The organism is Paenibacillus sp. p3-SID867 (assembly GCF_025142895.1).
Classification (GTDB): domain Bacteria; phylum Bacillota; class Bacilli; order Paenibacillales; family Paenibacillaceae; genus Paenibacillus_AQ.
This window is the reverse complement of the sequence record NZ_JAMBDM010000001.1, coordinates 46,974-68,405: the sequence shown is the minus strand read 5'-3', so window position 1 is coordinate 68,405 and position 21,432 is coordinate 46,974. Positions and strand designations below refer to the sequence as shown.

General features: G+C 48.4%; 22 protein-coding genes. 17 read left to right on the top strand and 5 right to left on the bottom strand.

Annotated features, from left to right (window positions below; translation table 11 throughout):
• Positions 1 to 59 precede the first annotated feature (59 nt).
• Together spoIVB and spo0A are read left to right on the top strand one after the other, a co-directional pair.
• The gene (gene spoIVB, locus M4D81_RS00385; protein WP_260064012.1) at positions 60 to 1,394 is read left to right on the top strand and encodes a SpoIVB peptidase; all 1,335 of its coding nucleotides are present in this window, start codon (positions 60 to 62) and stop codon (positions 1,392 to 1,394) included.
• A gap of 195 nt (positions 1,395 to 1,589) precedes the next feature.
• Positions 1,590 to 2,393, top strand: a complete 804-nt coding sequence (gene spo0A, locus M4D81_RS00380) for a sporulation transcription factor Spo0A (protein ID WP_071223864.1) — start codon at positions 1,590 to 1,592, stop codon at positions 2,391 to 2,393.
• A gap of 238 nt (positions 2,394 to 2,631) precedes the next feature.
• Here spo0A and M4D81_RS00375 read toward each other — a convergent pair whose 3' ends face one another.
• Complete coding sequence (locus M4D81_RS00375) at positions 2,632 to 3,534, bottom strand: ArsR/SmtB family transcription factor (protein ID WP_071223865.1); 903 nt, start codon at positions 3,532 to 3,534, stop codon at positions 2,632 to 2,634.
• Between the two features lie 284 nt (positions 3,535 to 3,818).
• On the opposite strand from M4D81_RS00375, the gene M4D81_RS00370 reads away from it, so the two are divergent.
• The 6 genes from M4D81_RS00370 to M4D81_RS00345 all read left to right on the top strand — a co-directional run bounded on the left by M4D81_RS00370 (position 3,819) and on the right by M4D81_RS00345 (position 9,447).
• Positions 3,819 to 5,060, top strand: a complete 1,242-nt coding sequence (locus M4D81_RS00370; protein WP_260064010.1) for an extracellular solute-binding protein — start codon at positions 3,819 to 3,821, stop codon at positions 5,058 to 5,060.
• Between the two features lie 82 nt (positions 5,061 to 5,142).
• The gene (locus tag M4D81_RS00365; RefSeq protein WP_260064009.1) at positions 5,143 to 6,018 is read left to right on the top strand and encodes a carbohydrate ABC transporter permease; all 876 of its coding nucleotides are present in this window, start codon (positions 5,143 to 5,145) and stop codon (positions 6,016 to 6,018) included.
• A 54-nt stretch (positions 6,019 to 6,072) separates the two neighbouring features.
• Positions 6,073 to 6,984, top strand: a complete 912-nt coding sequence (locus tag M4D81_RS00360) for a carbohydrate ABC transporter permease (protein WP_216530927.1) — start codon at positions 6,073 to 6,075, stop codon at positions 6,982 to 6,984.
• Between the two features lie 79 nt (positions 6,985 to 7,063).
• Complete coding sequence (locus M4D81_RS00355; protein ID WP_260064008.1) at positions 7,064 to 8,038, top strand: glycoside hydrolase family 43 protein; 975 nt, start codon at positions 7,064 to 7,066, stop codon at positions 8,036 to 8,038.
• A 240-nt stretch (positions 8,039 to 8,278) separates the two neighbouring features.
• Positions 8,279 to 9,166, top strand: a complete 888-nt coding sequence (locus M4D81_RS00350; protein ID WP_260064007.1) for an NAD-dependent epimerase/dehydratase family protein — start codon at positions 8,279 to 8,281, stop codon at positions 9,164 to 9,166.
• 68 nt (positions 9,167 to 9,234) lie between these two features.
• Positions 9,235 to 9,447 (top strand): hypothetical protein, encoded by a 213-nt coding sequence (locus M4D81_RS00345; protein ID WP_260064006.1) that lies wholly within the window; start codon positions 9,235 to 9,237, stop codon positions 9,445 to 9,447.
• Between the two features lie 63 nt (positions 9,448 to 9,510).
• On the opposite strand, the gene M4D81_RS00340 is transcribed toward M4D81_RS00345, so the two are convergent.
• Positions 9,511 to 9,816, bottom strand: coding sequence for a DUF2627 domain-containing protein (locus M4D81_RS00340; RefSeq protein WP_071223872.1), 306 nt, complete (start codon positions 9,814 to 9,816; stop codon positions 9,511 to 9,513).
• A 157-nt stretch (positions 9,817 to 9,973) separates the two neighbouring features.
• Between M4D81_RS00340 and lpdA the strand changes: the two genes are divergently transcribed.
• The 5 genes from lpdA to lipB all read left to right on the top strand — a co-directional run bounded on the left by lpdA (position 9,974) and on the right by lipB (position 15,824).
• Entirely contained in the window at positions 9,974 to 11,395 is a 1,422-nt protein-coding gene (gene lpdA / locus M4D81_RS00335) for a dihydrolipoyl dehydrogenase (RefSeq protein WP_260064005.1), read from the top strand.
• A gap of 178 nt (positions 11,396 to 11,573) precedes the next feature.
• Complete coding sequence (locus M4D81_RS00330) at positions 11,574 to 12,602, top strand: thiamine pyrophosphate-dependent dehydrogenase E1 component subunit alpha (protein ID WP_260064004.1); 1,029 nt, start codon at positions 11,574 to 11,576, stop codon at positions 12,600 to 12,602.
• A gap of 3 nt (positions 12,603 to 12,605) precedes the next feature.
• On the top strand, positions 12,606 to 13,592 hold the full coding sequence (locus M4D81_RS00325; protein WP_260064003.1) for an alpha-ketoacid dehydrogenase subunit beta: 987 nt from the start codon (positions 12,606 to 12,608) through the stop codon (positions 13,590 to 13,592).
• A gap of 22 nt (positions 13,593 to 13,614) precedes the next feature.
• Complete coding sequence (locus M4D81_RS00320) at positions 13,615 to 15,021, top strand: dihydrolipoamide acetyltransferase family protein (RefSeq protein WP_260064002.1); 1,407 nt, start codon at positions 13,615 to 13,617, stop codon at positions 15,019 to 15,021.
• 122 nt (positions 15,022 to 15,143) lie between these two features.
• Positions 15,144 to 15,824, top strand: a complete 681-nt coding sequence (gene lipB / locus M4D81_RS00315) for a lipoyl(octanoyl) transferase LipB (RefSeq protein WP_071223877.1) — start codon at positions 15,144 to 15,146, stop codon at positions 15,822 to 15,824.
• Between the two features lie 26 nt (positions 15,825 to 15,850).
• Here the strand turns inward: lipB and prli42 are convergent, their stop codons facing one another.
• The gene (prli42, locus tag M4D81_RS00310; RefSeq protein ID WP_162487679.1) at positions 15,851 to 15,952 is read right to left on the bottom strand and encodes a stressosome-associated protein Prli42; all 102 of its coding nucleotides are present in this window, start codon (positions 15,950 to 15,952) and stop codon (positions 15,851 to 15,853) included.
• A gap of 113 nt (positions 15,953 to 16,065) precedes the next feature.
• On the opposite strand from prli42, the gene M4D81_RS00305 reads away from it, so the two are divergent.
• Complete coding sequence (locus tag M4D81_RS00305; protein WP_260063999.1) at positions 16,066 to 17,196, top strand: tripeptidase T; 1,131 nt, start codon at positions 16,066 to 16,068, stop codon at positions 17,194 to 17,196.
• A 78-nt stretch (positions 17,197 to 17,274) separates the two neighbouring features.
• Here the strand turns inward: M4D81_RS00305 and M4D81_RS00300 are convergent, their stop codons facing one another.
• Both M4D81_RS00300 and mciZ read right to left on the bottom strand, forming a co-directional pair.
• On the bottom strand, positions 17,275 to 18,486 hold the full coding sequence (locus M4D81_RS00300; protein ID WP_260063997.1) for a tetratricopeptide repeat protein: 1,212 nt from the start codon (positions 18,484 to 18,486) through the stop codon (positions 17,275 to 17,277).
• 103 nt (positions 18,487 to 18,589) lie between these two features.
• Positions 18,590 to 18,748 (bottom strand): Z-ring formation inhibitor MciZ, encoded by a 159-nt coding sequence (gene mciZ, locus M4D81_RS00295; protein WP_194541891.1) that lies wholly within the window; start codon positions 18,746 to 18,748, stop codon positions 18,590 to 18,592.
• A gap of 94 nt (positions 18,749 to 18,842) precedes the next feature.
• Here mciZ and M4D81_RS00290 point away from each other — a divergent pair, with 94 nt between their 5' ends.
• From M4D81_RS00290 to spoIIM, 3 genes are all read left to right on the top strand, one after another.
• Positions 18,843 to 19,424, top strand: a complete 582-nt coding sequence (locus M4D81_RS00290; protein ID WP_260063996.1) for an NUDIX domain-containing protein — start codon at positions 18,843 to 18,845, stop codon at positions 19,422 to 19,424.
• A gap of 1 nt (position 19,425) precedes the next feature.
• The gene (locus tag M4D81_RS00285; RefSeq protein ID WP_260063995.1) at positions 19,426 to 20,643 is read left to right on the top strand and encodes an endonuclease Q family protein; all 1,218 of its coding nucleotides are present in this window, start codon (positions 19,426 to 19,428) and stop codon (positions 20,641 to 20,643) included.
• Between the two features lie 87 nt (positions 20,644 to 20,730).
• Positions 20,731 to 21,354 carry a stage II sporulation protein M gene (spoIIM, locus tag M4D81_RS00280; protein ID WP_071223882.1) on the top strand — a complete coding sequence of 208 codons (624 nt, stop codon included), beginning with the start codon at positions 20,731 to 20,733 and terminating at the stop codon, positions 21,352 to 21,354.
• Positions 21,355 to 21,432 lie beyond the last annotated feature (78 nt).

The window sequence follows — 21,432 nt, the reverse complement described above, 5'->3', positions numbered from 1 at the left end:
ACGCAATTGGCGACCACCTTTTCGTCAAGCGAAAGAAGAAAAAGGGAGCGTGACAGCCATTGAAGCCCAACCTCAGGAGAAAACTGCTCGGTTTCGTTCTTGCTTTCCTTCTTTGTTTCCTTGGAACTGCTGATCCAGTCCAGTCTTTTGCTTCATTGCCTAATGAACTGAGATTGATTTCCGGTCAGCAGTCCCGCCTTGATGTTGCCATGCCTGTTCAAACCCTCGCTTCAGTTGATCGCCCGGATGTCCTGCAGCTCAACGGCTCCCGCGAGTCAAAACTTCAAGTATCGCTAAAGCATCCACTGCAGCTGAACCCCCAGCAAAGCGGAAATGCGGAAGTAACCCTGAAATTATTTGGTAAAATTCCTCTGAAGACAGTTCATGTGAAGGTGATCCCGGAGCTCAAGGTCATTCCTGGAGGCCAAACCATCGGTGTCAAAGTGAAATCCTCCGGTATACTGGTCGTTGGACATCATCTGGTACGCGTTCAAAACGGTGCTAAAGTGTCTCCTGGAGAAGCAGCTGGCTTGAAGGTTGGGGATTTGCTGACCACGATGGATGGAAAGCCGCTTAATGATGTGACTAAGGTTGCCGATATCGTCGAGAAGGCTGGTAAAGCTAATAAGCCATTGGAAATCTCCTTTAAGCGGAGCGGCAAAGTAATGACAACAAAACTGAGTCCGGCGTATGATCAAGAAGATCAAAGCTGGCGCCTTGGTCTGTATATCCGTGATTCTGCAGCAGGTGTTGGAACCTTAACTTTCTATGCGCCTCATCAGAAAGTTTACGGAGCTTTAGGCCATGTTATCACCGATATGAATACTCAAACACCCATTGATGTCGGAAGCGGTCAGATTGTTCAGTCCAACGTTACATCCATTAGTCGAAGTGAAGAAGGCGAGCCGGGGGAAAAACGGGCCACCTTCACAAAAGACGGCAAGATTTTGGGCAATGTCGAGCGCAATACCCATTTTGGCATCTTCGGTAAAATGAATAATCTTCCTGAACACGGTCTGTATCAGGAGCCCATTCCCGTAGCCTTGTCCCATGAGGTCAAGGAAGGACCGGCAGAGATTTTAACTGTCGTTGAAGGGCAGGATGTTGAACGCTTTACAGTGGAGATCGTTCATGTTTCCAAGCAGGATGCTCCCGCAACGAAAGGGCTTGTGCTTCGTATTACCGATCCGAGACTACTCAAGAAGACAGGCGGGATCGTACAAGGCATGAGCGGGAGTCCGATCGTTCAGGATGGCAAGCTGATTGGAGCGGTAACGCACGTTTTTGTTAATGATCCTAAATCAGGGTATGGATGCTTTATTGAATGGATGCTTCAGGACTCCGGCGTACTACAATCTACAGATTCAACTCCTCAAAATCTTAAGGCAGGTTAATGCCTTGAGATTTTTTGTCGTAAAATAACGAATTAGAGATTAATTTGAAACAAAATATTTAATTATAAATCAACTTCAAAAAAAAATAAAGAAAAATAATTTTCGACAGAAGGAATTTAAATGAGCATGTCGAAAACTTTATACACAAGAAAATGTTCTAAAATAACAACTGATCTGATAAAGGAGGAGCACGAATTGCAAAAGATCGAGGTATTATTGGCAGACGACAACCGTGAGTTTACAAACCTGCTTGGTGAATACATTTCGGATCAACAAGATATGGTGGTTTCCGGAATCGCTTATAATGGCGAAGAAGTACTGAGCATGATTGAGGAATCGGGAAAAGTACCGGATGTGCTGATCCTTGACATTATTATGCCTCATTTGGACGGCCTTGGCGTACTTGAGCGATTACGCGATATGAATTTGTCTCCGCAGCCGAAAGTCATTATGCTTACGGCATTTGGTCAGGAAAATATTACGCAGCGAGCCGTACAATTGGGGGCTTCCTATTATATTTTGAAGCCGTTTGATATGGAGGTGCTCGCCAGCCGTATTCGTCAACTCGTTGGCTCGTCCAGCAGCATTTCGTCAGGCGCTCCATTTACAAGTATGAAATCCAATGTGGTTCCCATGGGCAAAGGCAAAAATCTGGACGCGAATATCACTTCGATTATCCATGAGATTGGTGTCCCTGCTCATATCAAGGGTTACCAATATTTACGCGAAGCCATAACGATGGTATACAACAATATCGAAATTCTTGGTGCGATCACCAAAACCTTGTATCCGGCAATCGCAGAGAAATTCAAGACGACGCCTTCCCGCGTGGAACGTGCGATCCGTCATGCGATCGAAGTGGCCTGGACACGCGGTAACATCGACAGCATCTCGCATCTGTTCGGTTACACCATCAACATCAGCAAATCCAAGCCAACCAACAGCGAGTTTATCGCGATGGTCGCTGACAAGCTGAGAATTGAGCATAAGGTATCTTGAAAGGGTAAGGACTGAGGAAGGGATTTAGGGTAATGAAGAGGTTGCCCTGAATGTCTACTTGCGCGGAACATTGAAATCACTCCTTTATTGGTTGCAATGTCGTAACCTGTGAAGGAGTGATTTTATGTTTGTCATGGACTTTGAGCAAAACAAACCAGCCGTTAATCCGGCTGGTTTGTTTTCATTTAGGTGACTTAACAGATGAACAATCTTCGGTGTTATCTACCTTCGATTGGCCTCACAGATAATACATTTTGAACTGGATATCCTGCTCGTGGTTTCCGAACTTCTTGCCGAATAATGTGGCACCTCCCACGTGCTTTGCATCTTCCTTCACTTCAATTCGAAAGGTCCAGCGATCACAGGTTGCATCCAAATCATCTATGGAGACAGCTGAGAGCGGGTCGCCATCGATATAAGTACCATGGCTTGTAATTCGTATCGTTTTGAGCAGACCGTATTGGTTGATGTTGTGCGGCCACCATGCAGGCGTATACTTCCCCCTCGTATCCGCGAAATCCCCCGGGCTTGTCCACGTACCAAGTTCGATCCCGTTTAAGGAGAACGTGATGTCGGAAGGCCAGACATCATTGGAAAAAGGAAATTCTGAGGAAATCTCCAAGCTGATTTCGAACTGCTGCAGCTTTTCATCCTTTTGAAGGAAGTTCGCGATGTTGTATTGGATAAAGCCCTCCGTAAACCACAGGATTTCTGCATCCATACGTTTGGGATCCATGAAGTATTTGGGTTCGTCAACCCGCCCGATAAATTCCTTCTCGGTAGCAAGGCCGCAGGTTGGCTTCAGGTCATAGTCCGTATAATGCCCGATTGGCACGGAAGCCTCATATGAAGCAAAGGAATGAAAAATCTTTTTCGGGAAGTTGATTTCAATATGATCCACCTTCAGGATCGAGATTTTTTGCTGTCCCGATTTTCCCGGAACCTTTTCTGTCCGGATAATGCCTGCATCTTCGAGTTTTTTAATATGTTTTGTCACAATCGGACTGCTGATTTGAAGTTCTTGCGCCAAATCTTTGATATTCATTTTGTTTTTGGAAAGCAGCTGAATAATCTTGATTCGAACTTCGCTGGCCAAAGCCTCGTAAACCACAAGCGATGACTTGTCTATTTCCAATTGCATATGACCACTTCTTTCAACAAGTTTTTCATAAACCAAGTTCATTAACTTATATGCATCATAACACATGCTTTATTAACCTGTATATAAATCTAAACATTTAATACAACAAATTTTCAATCGAATGATTAATATAAAAGTTAATTAAACGGAAAATAAGTAATAAAGATTTATACATATGTTATTGACACCGTTTTCAAAACGAGTGTATACTGAACCAAAGTTAATCGTTTTCATGATCCATGCCGGTAAATGATTAACCAAATGATTAGTAATAGGAGGAGAGTTTGTTGAAGAAAAAAATGGGGGTTTCACTGATACTTGTATTGTTAGCGGTAGCGGTACTGGGGGGATGTGGCAGCGGGGACAAGAACACCATTACCTTCTGGACGCCTTTGACGGGTGATGACGGGGCTTACATGGATCAGCTAGTGAAAGATTACAACGCCACCAATCCTGAATATAAAGTGAAGCATGTGATTACCTCGGATATGTATACAAAAATATCTACCGTTCTGAATTCAGGCAAAGGCGTTCCTGATCTGTCCATTATTCACGCAGACCGCGTTCCTAGCTTCGTTAAGCAAGGTGTGTTGGAGCCGATGACGGCAGTCATGCAAGCTCAGCCAGAATTGAAAGCGGATAATTATTTGCCGCAAGCCTGGGCAACAGGAAACGTAGAGGGCACCCAATATACAGTACCCCTTGATATTCACAGCAATGCGATGTATTACAATAAAAATTTGCTCAAAAAATACAATGTTGAAAGCTTCCTGGATGATGATGTCGTGACCATTGATGAAATTTTGTCGCTGCAAGGCAAGTTGGATGAAGGCGATTACGTTATCAATGACGCTCTATTGGGCTGGGTTGTGTTAGCGCAAATCCAGAACCTGGGCGGCGACATTCAACAAGACGGCAAGCCGGCCGTAAATACAGAAGCCATGAAACAAGCATTTACGGAGATTAAGAAAATATCGGATGCAGGCTTGATGACCCCTTTTGGTGAGGACGGCTATCTGATGTTCCAATCTGGAAACGTTTTATTTTCCACAGACGGCACATGGAGCTCGACGGCACACGCAACCGTCGATGGATTGGACTTTGGCGTTACGAACATTTATTCGACGAGTGCTGATAAGTATACGAACCGGGCCTCTTCGCACTTATTCTCCATGTTGAAGAACGATAAGAGAACGGACGAGAAAGAGCAGGCCATCGGCCAGTTCCTGGAATTCATTCGCCAAAACTCGATTGAGTGGGCAAAAGCGGGGCAGATCGTAGCGAGTAAACAGGTCATTGAGAGCCCGGAGTACAGTAATTATATTCAGTCATTCTTTACCGCCAACGAAAAAGAAATCGAATCCTTGTACATTTACACCTACGAGTACTATCCATACGTAGCGGAGGCTGTGGATACATATGCAGCGGATATCGTACGAGGCAATGTCGATATCGACGAGACCCTGGCGACGATGCAGAAATTTGTAGAGGATAAAATCGCGGAAGGCAACAGTGCTGCAAAGTAAATGACAGCAGAGCAGATTGAAAAAAAGAAAAGTGTCCTTGCTTACAAGACACTTTTCTTTTCCAAAGGAGAAATGAAAGGGTATGAATAACAAGTCGTTGACGCCTTATTTCTTTGTAGGTCCCCATCTGATACTTTTTATCGTATTTATTCTATTGCCGACCCTATACGGGATCTATGCTTCCTTTACGCAATGGAATCTGATTAATGACCCTGTATGGGTTGGCTTGGCCAACTATAAAACGATTCTGTTTGACACGGAGTCCACCTTCTATACCCAATTTATGAATGGATTAAAAAATACGCTCATCTTTGTTGTGCTAAGCGTCCCTATATTAATCATCATTCCGTTAATGATTGCCGTATCGCTGGAACACAAAAAAGTGAAAATGAAAAATGTGATTCAGTCCATCCTCTATATTCCCGGACTCATCTCGATTTCCGCAGCGGCACTGATCTGGTCTTTAATCTTCAATAAGCAGCTTGGGATCACGAACAATATTTTCGGCTCAGAAACGGTCTGGGCGGCCAACCAGCCCTATGCCTGGCTGATCATCATTGTCATTACGGTGTGGGGCGGAGTCGGTGGCAACATGATTATCTACCGGGCTTCCATAAGCGGAGTGTCGAAGGATTTGTATGAATCGGCCGAGATGGATGGAGCGGGGCCTGTCCGCAGATTTTCAAGCATTACACTGCCTTCCATTCGTTTTCCGCTGATCTATACCTTTGTTATGACGACAGCCGGAGCCTTTAACGTATTCGGTCAGCCATTAATGATGACGGACGGAGGACCCAGACAGAGCACGACCGTATTGATGATGTATATCCGGCAGCTGGCCTTCGGTCACGGGGAATCGATTGCGGGTATGGCATCCGCGATGGCGGTTTTGCTCGGACTGGTCATTCTCGTCATTTCAGCCCTTCAGTATTATGTGATGAACCGAAACGCGTCCTAGCGGCATGATCAGCTTGCAAACGACGGAAACGATAAAAGGTAGGTGTACTGTGCAATGTCGAACCCGGTAGTACATGAAGTAAACGCGGATTCCAAGCTTGGTCGCTCTGGTCCGAAGAAGGCTTCATCCAACATAAGCGTGTCAAAATATATAGCTTACGCATTTCTGATCATCCTGTGTGTGATATGGGCAATTCCGGTCATATTTGGCATTACCACATCTTTTCGGTCCCAGGCTGAGGTGGTTTCCAGCGGTTTCAGACTGCTGCCCGACAGCTGGATTTTTGATAATTATGTCACGATCCTGCAAAACACGTCGACCGCGCCCATTCTGCGCTGGTTGATGAACTCCGTGTTTATTGCAACGATGCATACGCTGCTCGTGATCGTTGTCATTTCCATTACAGGTTATGGGTACTCGCGCATGAACTTTAAGGGAAGAGATACCTTGTTCTTTACCTTGCTTGGGATTTCCTTCTTTCCTGGGGTAGTGAATCTGATCCCGTCTTATAAAATCATTGATGCGCTGGGATGGGTAAATACGTCTTGGGCAATGATCATCCCAGGTTTGGCCGGGATGGGGAACATTTTTTTGGTCAGACAATTCATGATGGGCGTTCCCAAGGATTTGGATGAATCGGCACGCGTGGATGGAGCGGGAGATTTTAGAATCTATTACTCTATTATTTTGCCGCTCATGAAACCTGTATTGATTGTATGCGGCCTGTTTTCATTTACGGGTTCCTGGAATGATTTCCTCTGGCCCGTCATCGTGTATACCGATGTGGAGAAGATGCCGGTCACAGCAGGTTTGCTGTTGTTACAGGACATTTACGGCAATTACCGCATGATCGGACAATTGATGGGTTCAGCGATCCTGGCCATCATTCCGACGCTGCTGTTGTTCCTGTTTGCCCAGAAATACTTTGTGCAGTCGATTAACTTAAACGCAGGCATCAAAGGATAGCAAGAAGATAGGATTCATAGAAACAATTAAAAATAGAAAGCTAGCGGAAGTCAAACTATAAGGTATAGGAGTCGTCACCATGTCTGAATTATATATAAAAAATCCCCTGATTGAACAAAGGGCTGATCCCTGGATCTATAAACATACCGATGGTTATTATTACTTTACCGGTTCCGTGCCGGAGTATGACCGTATTGAGCTTAGACGTTCGCAAACGATACATGGGCTTGCGGATGCTGAAGGAATTACGATCTGGCGCAAGCATGAGTCAGGCCTGATGAGTGCCAACATATGGGCACCCGAGATTCATTATTTGGATGGCAAATGGTATGTGTACTTCGCCGCTGCCCATACTTCAGAAACGAGGGACGGATTGTTTGATCATCGCATGTTCGTACTGGAGAACGTTTCGGCGAATCCGCTCGAAGGGGAATGGGTGGAGAAGGGGCAAGTGGTCACGAAGTGGGAATCTTTTGCCTTGGACGCAACAACCTTTGAGCATAGAGGCAAACGATATTATGTATGGGCTCAGAAAGATCCGGGCATTCCAGGCAATTCCAATCTGTACATTTCTTTGATGGAAAATCCATGGACCCTGACAGGGGAACAGGTATGCATCTCGGTTCCTGAGTACGACTGGGAGAAGATCGGGTATCTTGTGAACGAAGGGGCCGCCGTTCTGAAGCGAAACGGGCGAATATTCATGACCTATTCCGCGAGCGCCACAGACCACAATTATGCCATGGGGCTGCTGACAGCCGATGAGGACAGTGATCTGCTGAATCCGAGCTCCTGGGTCAAGTCGCCGGTGCCCGTGTTTACGACATCGGAAGCCAATGGCCAATATGGGCCAGGGCATAACAGCTTCACGATTTCCGAGGATGGCTCGCAGGACATTCTGGTGTATCATGCAAGAAGTTACAAGGAGATCGTGGGCGATCCTTTATATGATCCGAATCGGCATACGCGCGTACAGGTCATCCGGTGGAACAAGGACGGAACGCCGAATTTCGGGGTGCCGAGAGCGGATGATGCACCGGTCTCCAAGCCATGATTCAATTTGTAATTGGGGTTTTAGAACGAATCGATTTACAAACATCAGACCGACTGAGCTTAACAGCTTGGTCGGTTTTTACTTTCCAGGAGATAAGCCGCATAATATAAAATAGGGAAAAAGAAGGAGTCTTCGATATGGATGGAGAAAAGAGGACTGATCGTTTTAAGAAATGGTTGAGGATGTATAAGTACGGCACTATTAATGATATTCTTATTTCCCGGTAAGGAGGAATTATAAATGGCAAAGATATTAGTATTGGGCGGGACCCGCTTTTTCGGTAAAAGGCTGGTTAACCGGCTGCTGGCTAAAGGCGATGCCGTTACGATTTTGACGCGCGGACATCACCAGGATTCATTCGGGGGTGCCGTTTCGCGGCTTACCGTGGATCGAAAGGATCCGGAAGGTTTAAAACAGGCAGTGGGAAGCCAGGACTTTGATATCGTGTACGATAATATATGTTATACTCCGGAAGAAGCGGGACAAGCTGCAGACATCTTTGCCGGACGGATTGGACAATACGTGCTGACCTCTACGTTATCGGTCTATGATTTTGCGGATCATCCGGTGAGGGAAGAGGACTTTGATCCTTACAGATACCCTGTCATGATGAACGAAAGCAGGGACTACAGCTATAAGGAAGGCAAGCGCCAGGCGGAGGCGGTATTATTCGGTCGCCACAACCTGAACGTTACCGCTGTCCGGTTGCCGATTGTGCTGGGACCGGATGATTATACGCGGAGACTGCATTTTCATATTGAGCATGCAGCCAGCGGAGAAGCTATTGGTTTGCCTGATCCTGACGCGCAAATCTCGTTTGTCCATGCCGAAGAAGCGGCAGAATTTCTGGAGTGGGCAGGCCGAGTACAATTGGAAGGTCCGGTTAATGCATGTTCGAGCGGCACGATTTCGGTACGGGAAATGATGGGCTTGATCCAGCAGGAAGTTGGAAGGTCGGCACCGCTGCAATCTTCGGCTTCACCAGACCACATGTCCCCATTTGGAATTCCGGGAGATTGGACGATGGATCATGCCAGAGCGGCAGCTGGCGGCTTTAAATTTTGGGATTTGCACGATTGGATGCCGAAATTGATTGCTGAATTGTCCGCTGATTTGAAGGTTCGCTAGCGAAAGCAGCAGGATCATAATCATTTAGAAGAAAGATAAGAGGGAAATGCCCTGAAAGGAAGATCAGCATGAGCGACAAGATGGCAGCATGGAAAGAGCGTATTCGAGAGGTAGAAGCCATGGGAGGCTTATCTCCGGAAGCGCTGACGTTAATCCATGCAATGTATGCAGAATTGGAAGCTTTGACGAAGCAAAATTTCAATCTGCGGAAAACCGCGCTGAAAGCGACGTCCAGAGAAACGAGAATGTCGAGTAAATTGAAGGATGCATTGATGGAATAAACGGCGGAGTTCAGAACATATGATAAACACCGGGGAGGGCTCCCCGGTGTTTATTTGATAGGATTAGCTTTTGGATGGCGTTCCTGATTTCGGCGCCTGGCGCTTCTTTTTGAATCTTGGTCCAACGTAATTTCGCTTGCGGTCCCGGAACAGTATCCAGCCGCCCAAGAATCCGATACCAATGACAAACAGAGCCAGCCCGCCAAGAAAAGACAGCCAACCGAAGGCGGGGTTTGCCACACTGTCATCCCCATGAACGGAAATATATAAAAAAACCGCATCTTTCATCATTAAGAAACCCTTCATTGCCATAAAACCCGGGATAACCAGAATCAAGATGGCAATAAAGCGGGAAATTAACATTTTCATAGAAGATTCCTTCCTGCGACTGATGTAATGAACTACCGTTTATCATACCTTTTTCATAGGGCAATGTCTATTTCCATTATGGATGATGATTTTGTAATCCGAAAAAAAGAGAGTACAATGAAAGTGTAAAACTGGACTTATTATGGAGGTGCCGTTTGTGGCTATAACATGTGATGTAGCAATTCTTGGCGGGGGAACCGGTGGATATGTTGCGGCCATCCGAGCTGCCCAGCTTGGTAAAAATGTGATCATCATCGAGCAGGACAAACTGGGGGGGACCTGCTTGCACCGCGGCTGTATTCCGAGCAAATCTTTGCTTCGGAGTGCCGAGCTGTATGCGGAAATGAAGGATAGCGAGAGCTATGGCATCGAGACGGACGGGGTCCGGCTAGCGTTTGACAAAGTACAGAAGCGCAAAGACGGTATCGTCGCTCAGCTGCACCAGGGCGTTCAATATTTGATGCGCAAAAATAAAATTACCGTTGTGCAGGGCAAAGGGAGGGTTATCGGCCCGTCCATTTTCTCTCCGCGCAGCGGGGCAGTGGCGGTTGAGCTTCCGGACGGCGAGATGGAAACCGTGGTTCCCACTCATCTGATCATCGCAACCGGTTCGCGTCCGCGTCACTTACCGGGGCTAGAGCCTGACGGCGTACATATACTGACAAGCGACCATGCGCTTCAGCTGGATGAGCTGCCTGCATCCATCATCATCGTAGGGGGCGGCGTAATCGGCGTGGAATGGGCCTCGATGCTGAATGATTTTGGCGTTCAGGTCACGATTGTTGAAGCTTCGTCCCATCTGCTGCCAGCCGAAGACGAGGAAGTTGGACGGGAGCTGACAAAGATGCTCACCGCCAGAGGCGTAGAGGTGATCACCAACATTTCCATTCAAACCGACAGCTGTGAGATTCGGAATCAAAGCGTGTCCATCACGATTGAGCAAAAGGACGATACCAGAACATTGTCAGCGGACAAGCTGCTTCTCTCTGTCGGGAGAATCGGTAACACTGAAAATATCGGGCTTGAAAATACCGACGTTCGGGTTGCGAACGGCGTCATCGTGGTGAATGCCAATATGCAAACAACAGAGCCCCATATTTACGCAATCGGCGATTGCATCGGGGGTCTTCAGCTTGCCCATGCAGCAAGCCACGAAGGGATAGCAGCGGTGAACCATCTGGCAGGCGAGAAGACGGAAGCCTACAGAAGCGAATGGATCCCTCGCTGCATCTATACCCGTCATGAGGTAGCCAGCGTCGGACTAACGGAGAAGCAGGCCAAAGAACGCGGACATGAGATCAGGATCGGAAAATTCCCGTTCTCGGCGATAGGCAAATCTTTGATCCACGGAACGAAGGAGGGGTTCGTGAAGGTCATTGCCGATCAGAAGACGCAGGATATTCTGGGCGTGCATATGATTGGTCCGCATGTTACGGAGCTGATCGGCGAAGCGGCACTGGCGCAAGTACTGGATGCGACGCCATGGGAAGTGGGAGCGGCGGTGCATGCCCATCCATCCTTATCCGAAATCATCGGCGAAGCGATGCTTGCGGTGGATGGACGAGCCATCGGATTATAAGGATAAGTACATCCTTTTGTGGAATCCCTCATTTCTTTTTGCCGAGAAAGGGATTATAATAACATTAAGCCAAGTCTTAGTACCAGGTTTTAATACTTGATCAAATATGCCTTTAAACTTAGGTTGCAAGGCGAAGGATCAAGCCTGAAGTCATGGCTCACATAAAGGAGGGATCTCCATGAAAGAACATGAAACGGTTACGGCAAACAACAATAGGCATGCGCAGCTTGGACTGACCGACGGACAAGTGCTAGACATGTACAAATATATGGTGCTGGCGCGAAAATTCGATGAGCGCAACCTGCTGCTGCAGCGTGCGGGCAAAATTAATTTTCACGTATCCGGGATCGGGCAGGAGACGTGTCAGGTTGCTGCTGCGTTTGCCCTCGACCGGGAGAAGGATTACTTTTTACCCTATTACCGCGACTATGGATTCGTATTGGCAGTGGGCATGACGCCTCGCGAACTGATGCTGTCGGCTTTTGCCAAGGCCGAGGATCCGAACAGCGGCGGACGGCAGATGCCTGGACACTTTGGCAGTAAACGCCTGCGAATTGTGACGGGCTCCAGCCCTGTAACCACACAGCTTCCGCATGCAGTGGGTATCGCACTGGCGGCGAAGATGCAGAAGAAGGATTTTGTATCGTTTGTTACGTTTGGCGAAGGCTCAAGCAATCAGGGGGATTTTCACGAGGGCTGCAACTTTGCGGGCGTTCACAAACTTCCTGTCATTATCATGTGCGAGAATAACCAATACGCCATTTCGGTGCCGCTTCATAAACAGATTAGCGGGAAGGTAAGCGACCGCGCGCTCGGTTATGGATTCCCCGGCATTCGAGTGGATGGTAACGATGCGCTCGAGGTCTATGCAGCCGTGAAGGAAGCGCGTGAGCGTGCGATTCGCGGAGAAGGTCCGACACTGATCGAATCCATGATGTACCGTTTGTCTCCGCACTCCACATCGGATAACGATTTGGCGTACCGGACTAAAGAAGAGGTCGAAGAGAACTGGAAGAAAGACGGCGTCGCCCGCTTTAAGAACTATTTGGTCGACTGCGGGCTCTGGGACGAAGCACGCGATCAGGATCTGATTGCGCAATTAAACCTGGAGATCAAAGAAGCGACGGAATCTGCAGACTTGGCTCCATTTCCGAAGCCTGAAGATACGCTTCTTCACGTATATGCCGATGATGAAGGGGGCGTGTAAAAGATGGCGGTAATGGAATATATCGATGCAATTCGCCTGGCCATGAAGGAAGAGATGGAGCGTGACGAGTCCGTATTCGTGTTAGGCGAGGACGTAGGCGTCAAAGGCGGCGTGTTTACAACAACCAAGGGTTTGATGGATCAGTTCGGCGATATGAGGGTGCTTGATACCCCGCTCGCGGAGTCCGCGATTGCCGGTGTCGCTATCGGAGCGGCCATGTATGGCATGAAGCCGATTGCCGAGATGCAATATTCGGATTTCATGTTCCCGGCAACCAATCAGATTATTAGTGAAGCTGCGAAAATCCGCTATCGTTCCAATAACGACTGGAGCTGTCCCGTCGTGATTCGTGCGCCGATCGGCGGCGGAATATTCGGAGGATTGTATCATTCCCAGTGCCCGGAATCGGTTTTCTTCGGAACGCCGGGATTGAAAATCGTTGCGCCGTACTCGGCCTATGATGCGAAGGGGCTGCTGAAAGCTGCGATACGCGACCCGGATCCGGTACTGTTCTTTGAGAACAAAAAATGCTACAAGCTGATTACTGGCGATGTACCGGAAGATGATTACGTTGTACCGATCGGCAAAGCGAAATTGCTGCGCGAAGGGTCGGATATTACGGTGATCAGCTACAGTCTGCCGCTGCACTTTGCCATGCAGGCTGCCGAAGAGCTTGAGCAGGAAGAAGGCATCAGCGCGCATGTTCTGGATCTGCGTACGATACAGCCGCTTGACCGGGAAGCGATTATTGAAGCGGCCCGTGCAACGGGTAAAGTGCTGATCGTTCATGAAGATAATAAGACCGGTGGCGTCGGAGGGGAAGTAGCCGCGATTATTGCGGAGCACTGCCTCTATGATCTGGATGCCCCGATCATGCGCTTGTGCGGTCCGGATGTACCGGCTATGCCAATCAGTCCGCCGATGGAGAAATTCTTCATGCTTAACAAGGACAAAGTCAAAGAATCCATGCGTCAACTGGCGCTTTATTAAGAACAGGGAGTGGAGTGTGAGCATGTCACAAAATCAGAAATTGACCGATGTTACAATGCCTCAGCTGGCGGAATCCCTTGTTTCGGCGACCATTGCCAAGTGGCTGAAGAAGCCGGGGGATGCCATCGAGCAGTACGAACCGATCTGTGAAGTCATTACCGACAAAGTCAATGCCGAGATTCCATCCACCTTGGACGGCGTCATGGGAGAGATTCTTGCCCAGGAGGGCCAGACTGTCAATGTTGGCGAGATCATTTGCCGGATCGCTGTCGCTTCCGGTCAAGGGGCAGATCCTTCTCCCCTGCCGGCTGCAAGTGCTCCCGTGAGTCAGCATCAGGGAAGCGGCAGCGAAGAAGGCTCGATGCGTTTCCGGTATTCCCCGGCTGTTCAAACACTGGCAGCCGAGCATCAGATTGATCTTTCGCAAGTACAGGGATCAGGCATGGGCGGCAGAATCACTCGTAAAGACGTACTGGCTTATATTGAAAAGGGAGGAGCAGCCCAAGGCCAAGGCGCTCCTGCTGGAGCAGCACCAGTCCAGAGCGCCCAAGCACCGCAAGAAACGATACAGCCTAGCGGGACTTCGCCGTTTCAAGGGCTGCAGCATCAGACGCCTGCGGAACCGTCGCCTCCACTTGGCACAGCTATTCCGGATGTGCGTCATTCCGGGCTGCATTTGACGGAATCGCCGAAAATTCCAACCATCGAAGTGGAAGGAATGGAAGGCGGCAGATCGGAATACTTTATCGATGTTACGCCGATGCGTAATGCGATCGCCAGAAATATGCGTCAAAGCGTGACGGAGATTCCGCACGCGTGGACGATGATTGAGGTCGACGTGACCAACATCGTATTGCTGCGTAATCAGCTGAAGGACGAGTTCAAGCGTAAGGAAGGGGTTAATCTGACCTATCTGGCCTTTTTGCTAAAAGCCGTTGTGAACGCAATTAAAGATTATCCGATCATGAATTCGTTCTGGGCCGTGGATAAAATCGTAGTGAAGCGCGATATCAATCTGTCCCTGGCCGTCGGAACAGAGGATTCCGTGCTGACGCCGGTCATCCACCGTGCCGATCAGAAGAATATTGCCGGCTTGGCTAGAGAGATCGAAGAGCTTGCACGCAAGACCCGTGAAGGCAAGCTGAAGTTAGACGACATGCAGGGTGGTACCTTTACGGTGAACAATACGGGATCCTTCGGTTCGATTTTGTCTTATCCGATTATCAACTATCCGCAGGCTGCGATTCTAACGTTTGAATCCATTGTTAAAAAGCCTGTGGTCATCAATGATATGATCGCTGTTCGTTCCATGGCGAACCTGTGTCTATCCCTCGATCATCGGATTTTGGATGGGGTTATCTGCGGAAGATTCCTGCAACGGGTCAAAGATAACCTGGAAGGTTATACCCTGGATACGAAGCTGTATTAATGTTCTTCAATGCATCTGCGGACTGATTCTTCGGAAGAAGGTTCGCAGACGTCATTTATACCAAAGTCAATTACAGGAGCATTCATTGTTAGTGGGAACCCTATGAAAGAAGGCGTTAGCACATGAATAAACCGTTAGATGTATCGTATACGCCGGTTGTAGATTATGGCATGGCTTGGGAGCTTCAGAAACAACATGTTTCCGCCATCGATCAGGGGGAGCAGCATGAATGCTTGATGCTCCTTCAACATCCTCCGACCTATACCATGGGGTCGCAGCGTCATCCGGAGCACTTGCTCTTAAGCAAAGAGGAATTGGAGAAGCAGGGCATCGGCTTGTTTGAAATCGATCGTGGCGGTGACATTACATATCATGGTCCTGGACAGCTTGTCGGGTATCCGCTGTTACTGCTGGACGGCGGCAAGAATTTGAATCTGCACGGATTTCTGCGCGATGTGGAACAGGTCATCATCGATTACTTGGCATCATACAACATCGAAGCCGGCCGCAAACCCGAGTACACCGGGGTATGGGTAGGGGATCTGAAAATTTGCGCCATCGGCGTTAAATTCAATAAAGCCCGCCAGCATCGCGGATTTGTGACAAGCCATGGTTTTGCGTTTAATATTAAATCCGGGATCGCCGACGCGGGATTCGCTGGAATCATTCCATGCGGCATACAGGAATATGGTGTAACTTCATTGGAAGACTGTACGGGGCGGGTTTTTGAAGTAGAGGAAGTAGCCCGGGAGATCGTGCCTTTCTTCACCCGGGTATTTCCATATGAGGCTCGTTGGTTGTAACAGCAGGCGCTCGTAAATGCAGGGTGTCAGCGAAGGAACAATGGCTCAAGGATAACCAGCAGTGTTGATCCAATCATGGCAATCAGCATGAGGTAGATAACAATTCGAAACCACTTTTTACGTTGCATTGTGTAACTCCTTTGAAATAGGTTTAATGATGAACATACATGCAGCAGCATCATTTCATTGTGATATAGATATAAAGACATTGTATCGTATCTGCGAAAGAGAGGGAAGTCCAGTGATCTCAGAAGAGCGTATCATCCAAGAGTTTATGGAATTGGTTCAGGTCGATAGTGAAACCAAGCATGAAGAAGAGATCTCCAAGGTTCTCAAACATAAATTTTCCGTTCTTGGCTTTGACGTCATCGAAGATGATGCCAGAGAGAAGACAGGGCACGGAGCAGGAAATCTGATTATTACCTGGAAAGCGGACGAGGCGTCCTCGCAAGCGCCTAAACTGCTATTCACCTGCCATATGGACACCGTAACGCCCGGTAAAGGCATTAAGCCGACCTTGGGTGATGATGGCTGGATTCGAAGTGATGGAACGACTATCCTCGGGGCTGATGACAAAGCGGGCATCGCCGCACTACTGGAAGGTATTCGGGTTATCCGGGAAAATAACATTCCCCACGGACAAGTCCAGTTTGTCATTACGGTAGGTGAGGAATCGGGTTTGGTGGGAGCTCGTGCGCTTGACCCTGATGTTTTGGATGCGGATCTCGGCTTTGCCCTGGATTCCAACGGTGAATTAGGCTCCATTGCAGTTGCCGCACCGACCCAAGCAAAAATCAAAATGATTATCAAGGGCAAGTCGGCTCACGCCGGAGTGAATCCGGAGGATGGCATCAGTGCCATTCAAGTCGCTTCAAAAGCGATAGCCAAAATGAAGCTGGGACGCATCGACAAAGAAACCACGGCAAACATTGGCAAGTTTCAGGGTGGAGGGGCAACCAACATCGTCTGTGATCATGTTCAGATTGATGCTGAAGCACGCAGTATCGTTCAAGAGAAAGTGGATAAGCAAGTAAATGATATGCGTGAGGCGCTCGAAACTACCGTGCGGGAGTACAATGCCAATTGTGAGTTCATTAGCGAGATAGTCTACCCGGCTTTCAGTTTTAATGAACATGATGAGGTCGTTCAGCTTGCGCAGCGTGCCATCGGCGGTTTGGGCTTGCCCACCCGCACGTTCCGCTCCGGAGGCGGTAGTGACGCCAACATTTTTAACGGTCTTGGAATTCCAACCGTCAATTTGGCGATTGGATATCAAGATATTCATACGACACAGGAGCGCATTCAAGCTGCAGATCTGGTCAAGGCGGCACAGATCGTTGTTGCGATCATCCAGGAAACGGCTAAGGCTTAGTCGATCATCAGACATGAAGAAAATGTATAAAGCCCGCGGCGGACGTTTTACGTCCCTGCGGGCTTTTAGATTTGTCGATTAATTCAAGGTTGCCATGGGCGATTGGTTCTCCCGTCTTTTTTGGGCAGGCGACCAAGTGGTATGCCAGTTCGTGTTCTCGACCACATGCAATGCGGCATTGATGTTGTCTAAGTATTGTTCAATCTCTTTACTCGCCACTGCCGAGGAATACTGTTCCTCAAGGCGGGCAGAGAGGGAGATCAAGGCTGACTGCAAATAACAAGCAGCTTCGCCGAATCGTATCTCTGTACGCCCGGGATAAACCACTCTAAGCTGCTCGAACAGGGATGCAGCCTCATCATATTTTCCTTGATCATATAAATGCTCTGCCGCTATAAAACATACTTTCATACAGTTGCTGTCCTGCTCTTGAAGCGGCAGCGCTTCCAATTGGTTTAATTTTGAAATTGCGAGTCCTCTGTAGCCTTCATCATAAAGAAAACAGATCAGAGCATAATAAGCATGCTCGCCGCTATGGGTAAGCAGATGTTCGGCTAGGGATATCATATTAAGCGTAACGGCAGCACGTGCTAATTCTAAAGTATCCGACATGGCGATAAATTGATCAGGGATTGAATGGTTTATGTTCCACTCGCAGAGCTGCCTGATTCTGGCCAGCTGAGCTCCTTCTGACGTTCTTGGACGAGGCAGTTCGCGCAGGTGGTGAGTCGAATCGCGAAGGTAACTGTCGATGAGCTGCATGGCTACAGAAACTTGACCCGTCATGATCAGGCAAGCCACATATTGGATACAGGTATCTGGATATAAACTCCCCTGTTTAGCAAAACAATGGGCAGCTTCCGGATAAGCTCCGATGTAGAATAGTGATCTGCCAACCATGATGTTGGAAGCCGGAAAGCTTCTTGTTTCGTCCAGGAGTCGTTCACAAATCGTGTGGTCTGAAATCCCCTGCATGTGCAGGAGTGCAGCCCACTTGTTCAGAGCCTCTTGGACGTAGGTACCGGAATGCTGTACGACGGTTCTGAAAGCTTCCTCCGATTTGCCGAAGGAACGCATCCGCATGCTCAATAACCCGTATTCGAGCCAGCTTAGATCAACTTCCTTCCAGCCCGAGCTCGTCTTGTCGGTCGGGCCGGATTGCGCAGCTTCCCTGAAGCTCTTTAAAGCCTTCTCAAGATACCCGCGTCTTTTGTACCACTTACCGCGCTCATATTCAGTTGAAGGTGGATTAGTGATTGGTTCGGTTTCAATAATAGGTATATGTCGCATGTCGAAGCCTCCCAATGTTATAACACCCATATAGGTGTAAAGGTCATGGTCCGTATTCGAAAAAAATAGAAAAAAGTCGAAAATCAGGTCGTAAGACCTAATTTCACCCCTTGTTTTCGTAAATATTTTTAGAAGACTTAGAAATTATATCCATAATCTTTGTTTCCGAGCCCCATTGCTGTTGCCACTGTTTCAGCATGATCCGGATCTGCCAAGCCTGTCCTACCATATGTACGGAATGATCCCCTTTGTAGCTTTTCATGGGCAGGTTCCTTCTTTCTTGTAAATTTTGATATAATACACCTTATGCAATAGCATGGTCAGTCATGCCGTTTTTAAACAAAGGAGGTCATTTTGTGAGCGATATCGGCAGTAAGAACCGAGAAGCCTCGGATAAATTGCTGGAAGAAACCACCCTATCTACCCAATCGATTTTTGAAGGGAAGATTATTTCACTGCAGGTCGATACGGTGAAACTGCCCAATGGGGGGACTGCGAAACGTGAAGTTGTCAGACACCCCGGCGCAGTAGCGGTGCTTGCTATAAAAGGCGACAAAATGTTGGCCGTCAATCAATTTCGTCAGCCGCTTGGGCGCTGTGAGGTTGAAATCCCTGCAGGCAAGCTGGAGCGGGGGGAAGATCCGCTGGAAGCGGCGAAGCGCGAACTACAGGAAGAAACGGGTTATTCGTGCGGTTCCATTCGTAAACTGCATTCCTTTTATACCTCCCCGGGATTTGCAGATGAGATCATTCACTTATATCTGGCAGAGGATCTGGTCAGCGGCGACATGAACCCGGATGAGGATGAATTTATAGAGATGATGGAAATCTCGCTGGAAGAGGCGTATTCACTTATACAAGAAGAAAGAATCAGCGATGCGAAGACCATTCTCGCCGTTTATGCTTGGAATATGTATAGCCTGACAGGAAAAATCTGATATGCTGCAGCCTGAAAAGAACATGTCAACCGGGGAGAAGCTTCAGTCCTATTACTGCGACATGCACATTCACATAGGGCGCACAAGCAGCGGACAAGCTGTGAAAATTAGCGCAAGTAACAATTTGACCTTTGAGAATATAGCCGTGGAGGCCTCGGAGCGCAAAGGCATCCAAATGATCGGTATCATCGATTGCCATTCTCCTTCGGTACAGCACGATATACTCCAATGTTTGGACAGCGGCGTCATGCAGGAGATAGATGGAGGCGGCATCGCGTATCAGGATACGGTGATCCTGCTTGGAAGCGAGATTGAAATTCGCGAAAGCGGCCGTGGCGCAGCCCATGTGCTGGCCTATTTCCCTGACCTGAACACCATTCAGGAGTTTTCTGTCTGGATGGCAAAATACATGAAGAATGTGCAGCTTAGTTCACAGCGCATCTATGTCAGCCCTCGTGAGCTGCAGCAGGAGATTTTGGATCGCGGCGGGCTGCTGATACCTGCACACGTCTTTACGCCTCATAAGGGACTGTACGGCAGCATGGCGGATCGTATGAGTGAGGTGCTGGACCTGAACGGGATTGCGGGAATAGAGCTTGGACTCAGTGCTGATTCCTCGATGGCCGGGCGGATAAGCGAACTGGACGCCTACTCCTTTCTAACCAACTCGGATGCACATTCGCTTGGGAAAATCGGCAGGGAATACAACCGGATTGACATGGCGAAGCCTTCATTTACCGAATTTCGCCAGGCGCTTGGAACAAGTAACGGTCGAAGAATCAGCGCGAACTACGGGCTTAATCCCAGACTCGGAAAATACCATCGTACTTACTGCGGCGGCTGTGACAGCATTCTGGAGGAGGGCAGCGATATTCATGAATTGGTGCGCTGTCCTTACTGCGGGAGTACCAAGCTGGTGCAGGGCGTGTTTGATCGGATTCTGAACATCGCTGACCGTAAAGAGCCCATAGTACCGCAAAGCCGGCCGGCATATCACTATCAGGTTCCGCTAGAGTTCATCCCGGGCCTTGGCAAATCGTCGATGTCGAAGCTGCTGGGGGCTTTCGGCACCGAAATGCACATCCTTCACCAGGCTACGGAAGCGGAGCTTGCCGCTGTTGCCGGGGAAGGGCTCGCTGCCAGCATTGTGATGGCTAGGAACGGGACATTGTCCTTTTCGGATGGCGGGGGAGGCTCTTACGGGAAGGTTCTCCGCTAAATCGACCAACTCTTTCAATCGCTAGGTCATACAAGAAGGGTGATGGTCATAGAGTAGAGTAGAGACACAGAAAGGAGACTCTATTCTATGCAATCATTCCGCCAAGCCTTTAAGGATCAGACCATGCTCTATGTGTTCGTGGGCGTCTTGTTTTTAGTTGGCGTCCTGTTTGGAGCGTTGATGGTCAATGCACTTTCATTGGAGCAGCAGCAGGAGATGGCCCGATATTTAAACCACTTTTTTGTAAACGTGCAGGACGGTGGAGAAACCATGAGTCAGTCTTCTTACTGGAGCATCGCAGCCCTTCATCTGAAATGGATCGGTTTGATATGGATTCTGGGATTGTCCGTCATCGGGCTTCCGGGAATATTGATATTGGACTTCTTAAAAGGAGTGCTCATTGGGTTTACGGTCGGTTACTTGGTCGGACAGTATTCTTGGAAAGGACTGCTGTTCGCCTTGGTGTCGATTGCGCCGCAAAATTTGTTCATCATCCCCGTGCTTATGATGTGCAGCGTAGCGGCGATAACCTTCTCCCTATACATCATCAGGGACCGGTTTATTATGAATCGCGGCGGGAGCATGGTAAAGCCCTTTGCCTCGTATGCGATGCTGACCTTTTTCATGGTCCTGATAACGCTCGGAGTCGCTTCTTTTGAAACCTGGGTAACCCCGGCCATGATGCGCTGGGTCACGCCAATGTTGCTATAATCCGCGAATTTTTCCATAAAGCAAAACCGTTTGACTTTGTTTGTCAAATCCCCCTATAATGAAGGAAGTGAACAATAA

Bases quoted from the DNA above. Each gene is read 5' to 3' on its own strand.
- prli42 (WP_162487679.1), bottom strand. From the start codon at position 15,952: ATGCAACGTAAAAAGTGGTTTCGAATTGTTATCTACCTCATGCTGATT.
- M4D81_RS00300 (WP_260063997.1), bottom strand. From the start codon at position 18,486: ATGCGACATATACCTATTATTGAAACCGAACCAATCACTAATCCACCT.
- M4D81_RS00365 (WP_260064009.1), top strand. From the start codon at position 5,143: ATGAATAACAAGTCGTTGACGCCTTATTTCTTTGTAGGTCCCCATCTG.
- M4D81_RS00350 (WP_260064007.1), top strand. From the start codon at position 8,279: ATGGCAAAGATATTAGTATTGGGCGGGACCCGCTTTTTCGGTAAAAGG.
- M4D81_RS00360 (WP_216530927.1), top strand. From the start codon at position 6,073: ATGTCGAACCCGGTAGTACATGAAGTAAACGCGGATTCCAAGCTTGGT.
- M4D81_RS00325 (WP_260064003.1), top strand. From the start codon at position 12,606: ATGGCGGTAATGGAATATATCGATGCAATTCGCCTGGCCATGAAGGAA.
- spoIIM (WP_071223882.1), top strand. From the start codon at position 20,731: ATGCAATCATTCCGCCAAGCCTTTAAGGATCAGACCATGCTCTATGTG.
- M4D81_RS00375 (WP_071223865.1), bottom strand. From the start codon at position 3,534: ATGCAATTGGAAATAGACAAGTCATCGCTTGTGGTTTACGAGGCTTTG.
- mciZ (WP_194541891.1), bottom strand. From the start codon at position 18,748: ATGAAAAGCTACAAAGGGGATCATTCCGTACATATGGTAGGACAGGCT.
- lipB (WP_071223877.1), top strand. From the start codon at position 15,144: ATGAATAAACCGTTAGATGTATCGTATACGCCGGTTGTAGATTATGGC.
- M4D81_RS00345 (WP_260064006.1), top strand. From the start codon at position 9,235: ATGAGCGACAAGATGGCAGCATGGAAAGAGCGTATTCGAGAGGTAGAA.
- M4D81_RS00330 (WP_260064004.1), top strand. From the start codon at position 11,574: ATGAAAGAACATGAAACGGTTACGGCAAACAACAATAGGCATGCGCAG.
- M4D81_RS00285 (WP_260063995.1), top strand. From the start codon at position 19,426: ATGCTGCAGCCTGAAAAGAACATGTCAACCGGGGAGAAGCTTCAGTCC.
- M4D81_RS00340 (WP_071223872.1), bottom strand. From the start codon at position 9,816: ATGAAAATGTTAATTTCCCGCTTTATTGCCATCTTGATTCTGGTTATC.
- M4D81_RS00355 (WP_260064008.1), top strand. From the start codon at position 7,064: ATGTCTGAATTATATATAAAAAATCCCCTGATTGAACAAAGGGCTGAT.
- M4D81_RS00320 (WP_260064002.1), top strand. From the start codon at position 13,615: ATGTCACAAAATCAGAAATTGACCGATGTTACAATGCCTCAGCTGGCG.